The following is a 13,219-nucleotide window of genomic DNA, read 5'->3' on the forward strand; positions in this document are numbered from 1 at the left end:
GATCAGACGAGATCGAAGCGATCGGCGTTCATGACCTTGGTCCAGGCGGCGACGAAGTCGGCGACGAAGCGGGCCTTGGCATCGTCGCTGGCATAGACCTCGGCCAGGGCGCGCAGCTGGGAGTTGGAGCCGAACACCAGGTCGGCGCGGGTGCCGGTCCACTTCACCTCGCCCGTGGCGCGGTCGCGACCCTCGAACACGTCCTCGGCTGCCGAGGTCGCCTTCCAGGCCGTGCCCATGTCGAGCAGGTTGACAAAGAAGTCGGTGGTCAACACCCCCGGCCGGTCGGTCAGCACGCCGTGCTGGCTGCCGCCGGCATTGGCGCCGAGCACCCGAAGGCCGCCGACCAGCACGGTCAGTTCCGGCGCCGTCAGGCCCAGGAGCTGGGCCCTGTCGACCAGCAGCCCCTCGGCCGGCACGCTGTAGGTCGTCTTCAGATAGTTGCGGAAGCCGTCCGCCACCGGCTCCAGCACGGCAAAGGATTCCACATCCGTCTGTTCCTGGCTCGCATCGGTGCGGCCCGGCGCGAAGGGCACCGCCACGTCCTGCCCGGCCTGCCTGGCCGCCTGCTCGACCGCGGCATTGCCGCCCAGCACGATCAGATCGGCCAGCGAGACTTGTCTGCCACCGGCCTGCGCCGCGTTGAAGCCCTGCTGGATCTCCTCCAGCACGCCGAGCACCTTGGCCAGCTGCGCCGGCTGATTGACCGCCCAGTCCTTCTGCGGCGCCAGGCGGATGCGCGCACCATTGGCCCCGCCCCTCTTGTCGGAGCCGCGGAAGGTCGAGGCCGAAGCCCAGGCGGTGGAGACCAGCTCGGCGGTCGACAGGCCCGAAGCCAGGATCCTGGCCTTGAGCTCGGCCGCGTCCTTGTCGTCGATCAGGCCATGGTCGACGACCGGCAGCGGATCCTGCCAGATCAGCTCCTCGGCCGGAACCTCCGGGCCGAGATAGCGGGCGCGCGGACCCATGTCGCGATGGGTCAGCTTGAACCAGGCCCGGGCAAAGGCATCGGCGAAGGCGTCCGGGTTCTCGAAGAAATGCCGGGAGATCTTCTCATAGGCCGGGTCGAAGCGCAGCGCCAGGTCCGTGGTCAGCATGGAAGGAGCATGGCGCTTGGAGCGGTCATGCGCATCCGGCACCGAGCCGGCACCCGCCCCATGCTTGGGCTGCCACTGATGGGCACCGGCCGGGCTCTTGGTCAGCTCCCAGTCATAGCCGAACAGGTTCCAGAAGAAGTTGTTGCTCCATTTGGTCGGCGTCGAGGTCCAGGTCACCTCGAGCCCCGAGCCGATGGTGTCGCCCCCCTTGCCGCTGCCGAACTGGTTGTGCCAGCCAAGGCCCTGCAGCTCGATGCCGGCCGCCTCCGGCTCCGGCCCGACATTGGCGGCATCGCCGGCACCATGGGTCTTGCCGAAGGTGTGGCCGCCGGCAATCAGCGCCACCGTCTCCTCGTCGTTCATCGCCATGCGGGCGAAGGTCTCGCGGATGTCGCGCGCCGCCGCCAGCGGATCGGGATTGCCGTTGGGGCCTTCCGGATTGACATAGATCAGGCCCATCTGCACGGCGGCCAGCGGGTTCTCCAGATTGCGGTCGCCGCTGTAGCGCTTGTCGTCGAGCCAGACGTTCTCGCTGCCCCAGTAGACGTCCTCTTCGGGCTCCCACACGTCCTCGCGGCCGCCGGCAAAGCCGAAGGTCTTGAAGCCCATCGATTCCAGCGCGCAATTGCCGGTCAGGATCATCAAATCGGCCCAGGAGATCGCGTTGCCGTATTTGCGCTTGATCGGCCAGAGCAGGCGGCGGGCCTTGTCGAGATTAACGTTGTCGGGCCAGGAATTGAGCGGGGCGAAGCGCTGCTGGCCCGCACCCGCGCCACCGCGCCCGTCGCCGGTGCGGTAGGTGCCGGCGCTGTGCCAGGCCATGCGGATGAACAGCGGGCCGTAATGGCCGAAATCGGCCGGCCACCATTCCTGCGAATCCGTCATCAGCGCAAAAAGGTCCTGCTTCAGCGCCGCCAAGTCGAGCTTCTTGAATTCCTGCGCATAGTTGAAGCCCTTGCCCATCGGATTGGACAGGCTCGAATGCTGGTGCAGGATCTTCAGGTTCAGCTGGTTCGGCCACCAGTCGCGGTTCGAACGAACCTCAAATCCGGGCCGCGATCCATGCGCGACCGGACACTTGCCGGTGTTCGGCGTATCGCTTCCGTCCATCATTGCCTCCAATGGTTCTTGTGATGAAATTTGCCTGGCCGGGCACTATCGCGTCTGAGAACAACACGCGCGTGTCACGGCCACCGGGACGAATGGCACACGGGGCGCGGCATGATTTCATGCCAGCCGCTCACCGCAATGGAACACCTTGCAAACGACATTAATCGCGGCCACCCGGATTCTGTGCGCCCTCAAGGCGGCATTGGCGGGGTCACATGCGGGATACGAGTCGCCTTCGACTCACATCCCCATCCCCGTTTAGAGCTTTACTAGAGTCCGGCCATCAGTTTAAGTCAGCTTTTCCGATGGTCGCGATAAGGCTAGGTTATGAAAAATCTGACGTTGCGGCAACTGCGCTATGTCGAGGCCCTGGTGCGGCACAGCCATTTCGGCCGGGCGGCTGATGCGTGCGCGATTTCCCAGCCGGCCCTGTCGATGCAGATCAAGGAGTTGGAGGAAGGTTTGGGCCTGGCCCTGTTCGAAAGAGGCGCGCGCCAGATCCGGCTCACCAGTTTCGGCACCGAGTTCGCCTCACGGGCCCGTGACATTCTGCGCGCCGTCGAGGCGCTGGGAGACCTGGCCCAAGCCTGGCAGGACCAGTTGGTCGGGCCGCTGCGCATCGGGGTGATCCCGACCGTCGCGCCCTATCTGCTGCCGACCCTCGTCTCCAATCTCGCCCGCTCGCATGAGGGCCTGGATATCCATGTGCGCGAAACCGTGACCCCCAGACTGATCCAGGAACTCATCGACGGGCGACTCGACACGGCCATCGTCGCCCTGCCGGTATCGGAGCCCTCCTTCAACGAGGTCGCGCTGTTCACCGAAAGCTTCGTGCTGGTGCGCCCAAGCGAGGACGAGGGAAAGCCCGTGCCGGACCGGGAGATGCTCAGCGAAATGCGGCTGCTCCTGCTGGAGGAGGGTCATTGCTTCCGCGATCAGGCCCTGGCCTTCTGCAATGCCCCGTCCCTGCGGACACGCGAATTGCTGGACGGCAGCTCCCTGTCGACTCTCGTCCAGATGGTCGGGGCGGGCATCGGGGTTACCCTGATCCCTGAAATGGCCGTGCCGATGGAAACGCGCTCGGCACAGGTCTCCATCACCCGCTTTGCCAACCCCCAGCCCTCGCGCACCATCGGCATGATCTGGCGCAAGACAAGTCCCCTGGTCAAACAACTGCTCGAGATCTCGAAAGTGGTGCGGGATGCGGCCGAGCTCTTGAAACTACGCCACGACCAGAACACGTCTGATCTGCAGCGCCCGCCTGCCGCTCTTCACCAGCCTTCGTGATCTCTTCGGGGGACGGAGCGCTAGGCATATGCCCGCTTCGCAGCTACCTGATGTTGGCGGTACCCACGACCTCTCCCAAGGCCCGTTCGAGACTGCCCACGGTGCGGTCGATATCGGCCAGCTTGTCGAGGCCGAAAAGGCCGATACGGAAGGTCTGGAAGTCGGCAGGCTCGTCGCACATGAGCGGAACGCCCGCAGCCGCCTGCACGCCGACGGCAACGAACTTGGCGCCGGACTTGATGCCGGGATCGTCTGTATAGCAGACGACCACGCCGGGGGCTCCGAAGCCCGGCGCGGCAACGCTGGCAAAACCCCGCTGGGCGAAGAGCTGGCGCACGCGAGCCCCGAGCTCGAGCTGTGCCGCCTTCACCTTCTCGAAGCCCCTCGCCTCGGTTTCCAGCACGGCGTCGCGGAACCCGCGCAGGGCATCGGTCGGCAAGGTGGCATGATAGGCATGGCCGCCCTTCTCATAGGCCTCCATGATCTCGAGCCACTTCTTCAGATCGCAGGCAAAGGAGGAACTGGTCGTGGCCTTTACCTCGGCTTTCGCGGCTTCGCTCAGCATGACGATGCCGCTGCAGGGCGAAGCGCTCCATCCCTTCTGCGGCGCCGAGATCAGCACGTCGACGCCGACTTCCTTCATGTCGACCCAGACGCAGCCCGAAGCGATGCAGTCGAGGACGAAGAGCGCGCCGACCTTGTGCGCCGCATCGGCGATTGCCTTCATGTATCCGTCCGGCAGCATGATGCCGGAGGCGGTCTCCACATGCGGCGCGAAGACGACATTCGGGCGCTCCGCTTCGATGGTGGCCACGGCCTCCTCGATCGGCACGGGCTGGAAGGGCAGCTGGCGCACGCCCGATTCCGATTGCGTCTGGCGCGCCTTCAGCACGATGCTCTCGGCGGGAATGGCGCCCATCTCGAAAATCTGCGTCCAGCGATAGGAGAACCAGCCATTGCGGATGACCAGCACCTTCTTGCCCTGGGCGAGCTGGCGCGCCACCGCCTCCATCGCATAGGTGCCGCCGCCGGGCACCAGGGCCACGCCGCCGGCCTCTTCCGCGTTGTAGACGCGGCGCAAGGTTTGCGAGATGTCCCGCATGACGCCCTGGAAGACCTGCGACATATGGTTGAGCGCGCGATCGGTAAAGACCACCGAATATTCGAGGAGACCTTCGGGGTCCACATTCGGCAACAAGGCAGTCATCATCTCTTCCCTTCTGGCGCGACTCGCATTCGAAAGCCGAGACACTACAGCAATTGAACCTGCCGCCAAGCGGGCTCGAACTGGCGGCTCGCGGGCTTTCACCAAACACGGCGCGTCTCTTCCGGCATCGACCTCACGCCCGGCTCTTCAGCCTCCATGGACCAAGGACAGAGCCGGCCTTGGCGGTGCACAGCGCTTTCTTCGCTTTCTTGGATGGCGATCGAACTATGTTCGGCATCCGGCCGATGGCTGCCAAGCAAACAGGCCAGGCCTGAGCGAGAGGCCTGGCCATATCCGTCTGGTCAACCCAATCTATGCCGACATGTCGCGATTGCGGTCCTGCCAGAGTTCCAGGATCGCCAGGATCGCCACGAGTGCGCCAAGCACGATGTGCCAGATGCGCAGCGGTTGACCATAGGCGAACACGAATGGCTGGATTGCCAGCCACACGCCGCAGGCGAGCGCCAGGATTTCCTCCCAACGTCGCAGAAATACCACCTCCAGGCTGGCCAGCACCACGACGGCCGCGCCGACCAGCGCCGTGACCAGCATCACGGTCGGCGTTTCGGTGGTGCCGAGCCATAGCGGAGAGATGATGATTGCGGCGCCGAGGATCATCGAGGCGATGTCCTCCCAGCGTCGGTGCTGCAAGAGCCCCAAGGGCCCCATGACTTTGAACGTTGCCATAACGCGCCTCCTCTCAGGCTACGATGAGCTTGGCTCAAACGCCCTTGAGGACCACCGTGCGTTGCTTGAGAACATCCTCAGCCGGGCGTTCTTCGCACTGTCTGCATTATCTCAAGAAAACCTAGTGATTACAATGCGTCTTATCATGCTGAGCAGTTCATTCGACGTAGAGCGCAAGACGTTTGCCGATCGTGACTTGCAATCGGCCGGAGCCAGTCTTCATCGCATGATTTCCATCAGGGCATCGCTGGCTTATTAGCCAGTGTGCCGAAGTGTCGGCGTCTTGCGTCACGGATGACGCCGCATTGATTACCTTCCAAATGGAAGTCCTGTGACGGAACCGGAGCGTGGCCGTCAGCGTAGCAGCCTCCGGCCTCTGCTCCCAGCCAGTCTATTGCGACTGCCTGGCCAATTGGCAGGTCGGATCGATCAGGTCCTCGCCATGAGCCGGTGAGCCATCCTCCCGGCGTCGGCTGAGGATATAGAAGCCCTTGCTCTCGTCCCCGAAGACCGCGCCGACCACGACGACGGTCTGAAGACCCATCGCAGCCCTGGCGCCGGGAATGTCGTCGGCGATCTTTCGGAACGGGTCGAAGCCGGAGAGGCTGTCCTGCCTCAGCTTTAATGCGAGATAGGGACGATCGGAGGTCGGCAGCTCGAGGGGCGACCAGCCTTCCGAGAGCTTCGCTTCGCTGTTTTTCAGCGTATTGCGAATGTCCGGCCTAACGCAGCCGACATGGATATGAAGCTGGTTCTGGGATCGGTCCTTTGCCGAGTTCACGGCCAGCGCAACCATGCTCCAATCCAGGTTGCGCTTGAGGATCGCGCCGAGATGGAAGCGCGCGGCCCAGGCATGCTCGAAATAGTTCTCCGCATCCGGCGCCAGCAGGGCCTCGTCCTCGATGCCGGCTATGCGTTTCGTCGGGATGAGCAGGTAATTATAGGGTTTTGTCGGGGCATTGTCCTTGAGGATGGCAAACCCGCGATCGACACCCTTGCCGAGGTCGACCTCGATGCAATGCCGGCGCTCGGCCTGCTGCTGTTGTTCCGGCACGCATTGCCCGTCGACGATCTTCCACAGGGCATCGGGATCGAGAAAGCGTGCGAGGAAGAAAAACAAGGCGAGCCCGGCGAGTACGGCGGCGATGGCGAGAGCCATCACGGTCCTGCGCCAACCGATCGCGCGTGTCCTCATGCTTTCCTCTCCTTGGCTCCATCGATATCGAGGGTCCGCGCCGTAACCAAGAGCCATCAAAGCTCGGCATGCGCGAGCCCGCCTGCTATCGAGCCACGTAGTCGCCCCGCGTGAAGCCTTCATTAAGGAAGCCGATTACCGTATCGAAAGCCTGCGCCCGGTTCTTCTCCATGAGCACCATATGCGTTGCTTGCCCGATCTCGACGAACCGCTTGTAGGGCACGTTGGTAAGGCGAGTGAACAGATCGTGTGCCATGTCGAACCGGACATCGATATCCCATTCACCGCCGACCAGGAGCACCGGACAGCCTATGCCGGCGGGATCATAGAGCGGCCTGCCGGCGGTCCAATGCGCACGCACATCCTGGACGGCACCCGAAGGGGCCCTGATCGTGCCCGGCACGGGCGAACCCATATCGGTCGCCAGAGTCGCCTTCTCCCAGGCCTCGAACCAGCCCCTGGGTATCAGGGTTTCCCTCGCTTCTTCGGGCGCCGGTGCTTGCCATGCCGCCGAGAAAGCCCGCGGGCTCACCAGGCGATAGGCCCCGAGCGGCCCTCCCGCATCGATGCGCAACGGCTTCTCCGAGAGCCAGAGAGGTGTCACCAGTACCAGTTTCTCGACCGGCGCGTCGGGTTGGCTGGCAAGGATGCCGGCAATTGTCGCGCCCCATGACATGCCGAGCACACCGAGCCGAGCGATGCCACGCTCGCGGCGGATGAAGTCGATCGCCGCGGCAAGATCCCGCGCCGCCGTGAGGGCCGGAGTCAGCGGAACGCCGCCCTCGGGCGGCTGCTCCATCTCGATCATGCGCGTGGAGCCGCCATAGCCCCGCGCATCCACAGCCCAGACATCGTAGCCCGCACGCGCCAGCACATCCATGAACGAGCCCTCGCCGACTGGCACGTCGAACAGACTCGCCGAGGAGAAGGTTGCGCCATGCATCATCACCAGGGTCCTCTCGGGACTGAAGGCATTCATGCCATCCGGCCGTTTGTTGAGGAGCTGCAGCTGGACGTCCGGCGTGTCACTCGCGATCAGCTGGGTCCGGGCAATGATGCGGGGCATCGACAGGGTGTCGGCTAAAGTCATGACGGGCTCCTTGTTCAGACGAATTGCCAGCTGAAGGTCTTGCCGTCGCGACGGACGCGGCCGGCGGAGGTCTCGGCGAAATGCGTGGTCAGCACCAGGGCACCGGTCTCGGCCGCATGGTTCAGTGCCCAAAGGCGCGACGCGGCGGCTGCCTGCGGGAACTCGCAATAGGCCGAGTTCCAGTCCGGCCTGGCAATCTGGAGGGGATGATGCAGCACATCTCCCCAGAACAGGGCATATTCGCCTTCCGAACGAAAACCGATCGAGGCGTGATCGATGCTGTGGCCGGGACTGGGAAAGAAGAAGAAGCCTTCCTCCGCTTCCGAGCCGTCCACCGTGATTTCCCGGGTCAGCCCCGCCTCGATGATGGGATTCATGCTGTCTTCGAACACGCCAGGCAGCGGCAGGCGAGCCATGGCGCCCAGGTCCGCTTCGGCCCGGATCGCGGCGTCCGAGCCTGTCGCTGCCGCGAGCGCCGCATTATAGGCGCGTTCGCGGGCGGAAAAGACATGGCGGGCATTCGGAAAGGTTGGAACCCAGCGTCCTTCTACCCTGCGCGTATTCCATCCGACGTGATCAGCGTGAATATGGGTCAGCAGGACCAGGTCGACGTCATCAGGCCTGGCGCCCGCCACCTTCAGCCGCTCTAGGAACGGCTCGTCGAGGTGATGCAGCACTGCCAGGCCGGGACGCTCCTTGTCGTTGCCGGAAGCCGTGTCGACGAGAATGACCCGATCCGGTGTCATCACCAGCCAGGCGTGAACGCTCTGGCGCAACAGCCCCGTCTGCTCGTCGACCGATCCTCGTCCCAGTTTTCGTGCTTCCTCGGCTGCCGCGCCGGGATCACAATCGGGATAGAGGAGAGCGGCATCGACCCCGTCGAGTGCCAATTCCGGAATCTTGGTGATGGTGGCTGCGCCGACCCGATAGGATCCGAGGGCTTGTTCCGTGTCCTGCTTCATGTCCTGCTCCACATCTGCCGGCTCGAAGAACGGCATTGTTCAGTGCAGGATTTAGCGCTATCGAGACCATATTAGAAATCGATACGGCTCATGTCGCGCATCAACCATTTCGATCTTCGTTCCTTCGACCTCAACCTCCTGGTGGCTTTCGATGCCTTGATGCAGGAGCGCAGCGTCACGCGTGCGGCGACACGCCTCAAGATCGGGCAGCCGGCGATGAGCCATACCCTGTCGACCTTGCGCGCGCTGCTGCTGGATGAGCTCTTCATCCGCGTGGGAACCGTGATGCAGCCGACTGCCTATGCCTTCGCACTGGCCGAACCCGTCCGCGTCGCCCTGGCACAGATTCAGGCTGCCCTCCATGCACCCTCGACCTTCGACCCGGCAACGGAAGAGCGCACGTTCCGCCTGGGCTTCTCCAGCGAAGTGGAGCTCTTGCTGATACCCGAAATCACGGCACGCCTGCGCCAGGCCGCCCCCGGCGTGAGGCTGCTCAGCCGACAGGCGGGAAGCGACGAGGTTCATCGCCTGCTGGATGAAGGCACTCTGGATCTGGCCGTCGGTTGCTTCCAGGCCGTTGCCCAGCGTCACAAGGCGCAATTCCTGTTCGAGCAGGCCTTGAGCTGCGTCTTCAATCCTGGCCGGCTTGATATTGCCATGCCGATCGGCCTGGCCGACTATCTGGCGCTGCCACATGCGCTGGTCACACTGACCGACAGCCTGCAAGGTTGCCTTGAAGCCGCCCTCGATGCCATCGACGCCAAGCTCAACGTGGTGTCGGCATCGTCCGAATTTCTGAGTGTGCTGGCGACGGTGGCCGCCTCCCCGACGATCACGACGATACCGACGCGCATGGCACAGCTTTACGGGCCACGCTTCGGCCTGGCGGCGGGGCCTGCTCCCCTCGACCTCGCGCTGCCGGCCGTCTCGATGGTCTGGTCGGCCCGTCTCGACCAGGATCCGGCTTCGTCCTGGTTCAGGACCGAAGTTGCCGATACGCTCCTTGCCTTCGAGGAAGCGGCCGAGAATCCACCAAAACAAACGAGACGAACGGAATTGACATTGGAATTGGCAGGGCAAGGCCTGCGCAAGGAGCGGGCACGATGATAGCTCTGAAAATCGTCCGTATCGCCGCTTGGAGTGCCATCGCGGTCGCCGCGCTGCTGCTCGCGGCGAACGCCCTGTTGCCGGAGACATGGAAAGGCGCCGCCGGGCCGGCGACCGACAAACCCGTCATCGACATGGCCAGGGTCGGTGGTCCCTTCCGGCTGACCTCCCACAAGGGAGAGACGATCGACAATGCACGTCTTGCCGGCAAGCCCTATCTCGCCTTTTTCGGCTTCACCCATTGTCCAGACGTCTGTCCGACCACCCTGTCCGATCTCACCGATCTGATGAGCACCCTCGGCCCTGCCGCCAATGCTTTCAACGTCCTCTTCATCACTGTCGATCCCGAACGGGACAGCCAGGACCTGTTGGCGCAATACATGAGCTCGTTCGATGCGCGCATCCTCGCCTTGCGCGGCAGCCGGGCGGAAACCGACGCCATGGTGAAGGCCTTCGCCGCCTATGCCCGCAAGGTTCCGATGGAAGGCGGCGAGTACACCATGGATCATACCGCCGGCGTCTATGTGATGGATGCCGATGGCAAGTTTGCCAGTATGCTCGACATGCATGAGCCGCGTGAGACCAAGCTTCAGAAATTACGTCGGATTATCGATACAAAGGCCTGAAGATGAAAATAAACTCAGTCGTGAAAGTCCTTCGCGGCCTTTCGGTTGCGACGCTGGTTTCCCTGCCCGGCCTTGCCCATGCGGCCGGCCCCGTCATCGAGATCCTCACCAATGAGGGGTGCAGTTGCTGCGTCGGCTGGGCCCGTCATCTGCAGGAGCAGGGCTATGCAACCGACGTCCGGCAACTCCCGTCGGACGAATTGCAGCGGCGCAAGCTGCAATTGGGCGTGGAGCAGAGCCTCGCCTCCTGCCATACCGGCCTGATCGGCGGCTACGTCATCGAAGGCCATGTTCCGGCCCGCGAGATCGCGCGCCTGCTCGCCGAACGTCCCGACGCGGTCGGGTTGGCGGTACCCGGCATGCCCATCGGTTCGCCCGGCATGGGTGAAGGCAGAGCCGATGCCGAGCCCCATGACGTCCTCTTGCTGCGTAAGGACGGCACCACCCAGGTCTTCGCTCGCTATCGCTGATCCTCCCTTCGAGAAAACACACATCAGGCGGCCTCGACGCCGGTCGCGTCGCTTTGCCGCGGCTTGCCAGCCATGGCCATGCCCGCCTCCGCATCACGTGCCCTTCCGGGCTGCCGGCAGTGTATTTTGGCTGTGAACGGTGCGCACATGCACGGACGAATCAACGATGATGCGTTAGATTGGTCCTTGTTGATCAGCCGATTCATACTTGCGGCGAGGGCCACAAGCGTGAGGTGGCTGAGCGACGAACATTAATTTTTCGATCGCACTCTAGATAAAAATACTTATCGGCACCAGACTACCATAATCTGCCGCAATCTTAGCGGATGTTCTTTGTGAGTCACTCGGAACTCTACGGGTTTCCTGCAGTTGAGTGAGCAAGGGCGCAGTCAACCCGATCAGCCACCATGGGAGGCTGCCATGACTGAGAGAAGCGACGTTTTCGACCTGTTTGCGGAACATTATACCAGCGCGGCGCAGGAGGAGATGAGCCTCCAGCAATATTTGCTCGCATGCCGCGAGGACCAATCGATGTACGCCTCGGCGGCCGAGCGGATGATTGACGCGATCGGCGAGCCGAGACTGGTCGATACCAGCAAGGACGAGCGCCTCGGGCGGATTTTCGCCAACCGCACGGTCAAGACCTATCCTGCCTTCGCCGATTTTTATGGCATGGAGGATACGATCGAGCGGCTCGTCGGCTATTTCCGCTATGCCTCCCAGGGCCTGGAAGAGCGCAAGCAGATCCTCTACCTCCTCGGTCCCGTCGGCGGTGGCAAGTCTTCCCTAGCGGAACGGCTGAAGAAGTTGATGGAAGAGCGCCCCATCTACACGCTCAAAGTGGGCGGTAAGATAAGCCCGGTTTTTGAGTCGCCGCTCGGCCTGTTCAATCCGGATCGGATGGGCGAGCTCCTGGAAGACAAATACGGCATCGCGCGGCGGCGCCTGAATGGCCTGATCTCCCCATGGGCGGCCAAGCGTCTCGATGAATTGTCCGGCGACATCTCCAAATTCAGTGTCGTCAAGCTGGTGCCCTCGCGGCTGCGCCAGATCGGCATCGCCAAGACCGAGCCTGGCGACGAAAACAACCAGGACGTTTCAGCCCTGGTCGGCAAGGTCGATATCCGCCAACTCGAACATTTCAGCCAGTCGGACCCGGACGCCTATTCCTACAGCGGCGGGCTCAACCGCACGACCCAGGGGCTGCTCGAATTCGTCGAGATGTTCAAGGCACCGATCAAGGTTTTGCATCCCCTGCTGACCGCCACCCAGGAAGGCAGCTATAATGGCACCGAAAATTTCGGCGCCTTCCCCTATCAGGGCATCGTCGTGGCCCATTCCAACGAGTCGGAGTGGCTGCAATTCAAGAGCAACAAGAACAACGAAGCCTTCCTCGACCGCATCCTGGTGGTCAAGGTGCCCTATTGCCTGCGCGTCACCGAGGAAAGGCAGATCTACGAAAAACTGCTGCGCGAAAGCGAACTGGCCAGCAGCCCCTGCGCGCCGGAGGTGCTCGATATCCTCAGCCGCTTCTCGGTGTCGACCCGGCTGGCCGAGTTCGACAATTCGCCGCTCTACACCAAGATGCGCATCTATGACGGCGAAAATCTCAAGGAGCTGGATCCCAAGGCGAAGGCTGTCCAGGAATATCGCGATGCCGCCGGCGTCGATGAGGGCATGACCGGCGTCAGCACGCGCTTTGCCTTCAAGATCCTGTCGCAGACCTTCAACTACGATACCCAGGAACTGGCCGCCGATCCCGTGCACCTGATGTACATCCTGGAGGAGGCGATCAAGCGCGAGCAGTTCGCGAAGGAAACGGAAACCACCTATCTCGACTTCATCAAATCGGAGCTGGCCAGCCGCTACGCCGAGTTCATCGGGCACGAGATCCAGAAGGCCTATCTGGAATCCTACTCGGAATATGGCCAGAACCTGTTCGACCGCTACATCGCCTATGCCGATGCCTGGGTGGAGGATCAGGATTACAAAGATCCCGATACCGGCCAGGTCCTCAACCGCGAGGTGCTCGACAAGGAGCTATCCCAGATTGAAAAACCGGCCGGCATCGCCAATCCCAAGGATTTTCGCAACGAGGTGGTTAAATTCACCCTGCGCGCCAGGGCCAGGAACAACGGCCGCAACCCGGCCTGGACCAGCTATGAGAAGCTGCGGGAAGTCATCGAGAAGCGGATGTTCGGCCAGGTCGAGGATCTCCTGCCGGTGATCAGCTTCGGCTCCAAGCAGGACAGCGTGACCGAGAAGCGGCATACGGAGTTCGTGCAGCGCATGGAGGCGCGCGGCTACACCAAGCGGCAGGTGCGTCGGCTGGTGGATTGGTATATGCGTGTAAACAAGGCGGGTTGATCCCGGCCGGGTGG

Annotated in this window: 12 protein-coding genes; 6 read left to right on the forward strand and 6 right to left on the reverse strand. The window is 63.0% G+C overall.

The genetic code is table 11. From position 1 onward, the window contains the following. Nucleotides 1–2: 2 nt before the first annotated feature. Nucleotides 3–2,210, reverse strand: a complete 2,208-nt coding sequence (gene katG / locus ACTJKX_RS07530; RefSeq protein ID WP_440724876.1) for a catalase/peroxidase HPI — start codon at nucleotides 2,208–2,210, stop codon at nucleotides 3–5. A 324-nt stretch (nucleotides 2,211–2,534) separates the two neighbouring features. On the opposite strand from katG, the gene ACTJKX_RS07535 reads away from it, so the two are divergent. Then, nucleotides 2,535–3,494 (forward strand): LysR substrate-binding domain-containing protein, encoded by a 960-nt coding sequence (locus ACTJKX_RS07535; protein WP_440724877.1) that lies wholly within the window; start codon nucleotides 2,535–2,537, stop codon nucleotides 3,492–3,494. 43 nt (nucleotides 3,495–3,537) lie between these two features. On the opposite strand, the gene ACTJKX_RS07540 is transcribed toward ACTJKX_RS07535, so the two are convergent. Beyond that, nucleotides 3,538–4,704 (reverse strand): aminotransferase class V-fold PLP-dependent enzyme, encoded by a 1,167-nt coding sequence (locus ACTJKX_RS07540; protein WP_440724878.1) that lies wholly within the window; start codon nucleotides 4,702–4,704, stop codon nucleotides 3,538–3,540. A 309-nt stretch (nucleotides 4,705–5,013) separates the two neighbouring features. Next, entirely contained in the window at nucleotides 5,014–5,388 is a 375-nt protein-coding gene (locus tag ACTJKX_RS07545) for an SPW repeat domain-containing protein (protein WP_440724879.1), read from the reverse strand. Here ACTJKX_RS07545 and ACTJKX_RS07550 point away from each other — a divergent pair. Further along, the gene (locus ACTJKX_RS07550) at nucleotides 5,369–5,647 is read left to right on the forward strand and encodes a hypothetical protein (RefSeq protein ID WP_440724880.1); all 279 of its coding nucleotides are present in this window, start codon (nucleotides 5,369–5,371) and stop codon (nucleotides 5,645–5,647) included. The two genes, ACTJKX_RS07545 and ACTJKX_RS07550, sit on opposite strands and share 20 nt — an antisense overlap. 132 nt (nucleotides 5,648–5,779) lie before the next feature. On the opposite strand, the gene ACTJKX_RS07555 is transcribed toward ACTJKX_RS07550, so the two are convergent. The 3 genes from ACTJKX_RS07555 to ACTJKX_RS07565 all read right to left on the reverse strand — a co-directional run bounded on the left by ACTJKX_RS07555 (nucleotide 5,780) and on the right by ACTJKX_RS07565 (nucleotide 8,635). Beyond that, nucleotides 5,780–6,583 carry a CDP-diacylglycerol diphosphatase gene (locus ACTJKX_RS07555; RefSeq protein ID WP_440724881.1) on the reverse strand — a complete coding sequence of 268 codons (804 nt, stop codon included), beginning with the start codon at nucleotides 6,581–6,583 and terminating at the stop codon, nucleotides 5,780–5,782. Nucleotides 6,584–6,668: 85 nt separating this feature from the next. Then, the gene (locus ACTJKX_RS07560; protein ID WP_440724882.1) at nucleotides 6,669–7,673 is read right to left on the reverse strand and encodes an alpha/beta hydrolase; all 1,005 of its coding nucleotides are present in this window, start codon (nucleotides 7,671–7,673) and stop codon (nucleotides 6,669–6,671) included. A gap of 14 nt (nucleotides 7,674–7,687) precedes the next feature. Then, nucleotides 7,688–8,635, reverse strand: a complete 948-nt coding sequence (locus ACTJKX_RS07565; RefSeq protein ID WP_440724883.1) for an MBL fold metallo-hydrolase — start codon at nucleotides 8,633–8,635, stop codon at nucleotides 7,688–7,690. 90 nt (nucleotides 8,636–8,725) lie between these two features. On the opposite strand from ACTJKX_RS07565, the gene ACTJKX_RS07570 reads away from it, so the two are divergent. The 4 genes from ACTJKX_RS07570 (at nucleotide 8,726) to ACTJKX_RS07585 (ending at nucleotide 13,205) form a co-directional block, all read left to right on the forward strand. Further along, nucleotides 8,726–9,742 carry a LysR family transcriptional regulator gene (locus ACTJKX_RS07570; RefSeq protein WP_394313645.1) on the forward strand — a complete coding sequence of 339 codons (1,017 nt, stop codon included), beginning with the start codon at nucleotides 8,726–8,728 and terminating at the stop codon, nucleotides 9,740–9,742. Beyond that, nucleotides 9,739–10,368, forward strand: coding sequence for an SCO family protein (locus ACTJKX_RS07575; RefSeq protein WP_394313643.1), 630 nt, complete (start codon nucleotides 9,739–9,741; stop codon nucleotides 10,366–10,368). The genes ACTJKX_RS07570 and ACTJKX_RS07575 overlap by 4 nt, the downstream gene beginning before the upstream one ends. A gap of 20 nt (nucleotides 10,369–10,388) precedes the next feature. Continuing rightward, nucleotides 10,389–10,838 (forward strand): DUF411 domain-containing protein, encoded by a 450-nt coding sequence (locus tag ACTJKX_RS07580; protein ID WP_440724884.1) that lies wholly within the window; start codon nucleotides 10,389–10,391, stop codon nucleotides 10,836–10,838. 420 nt (nucleotides 10,839–11,258) lie between these two features. Then, the gene (locus ACTJKX_RS07585; protein ID WP_311944017.1) at nucleotides 11,259–13,205 is read left to right on the forward strand and encodes a PrkA family serine protein kinase; all 1,947 of its coding nucleotides are present in this window, start codon (nucleotides 11,259–11,261) and stop codon (nucleotides 13,203–13,205) included. The last annotated feature ends 14 nt before the right edge of the window (nucleotides 13,206–13,219 follow it).

The organism is Labrys sp. 22185 (assembly GCF_052045555.1).
GTDB classification, from domain to species: Bacteria; Pseudomonadota; Alphaproteobacteria; order Rhizobiales; family Labraceae; genus Labrys; species Labrys neptuniae.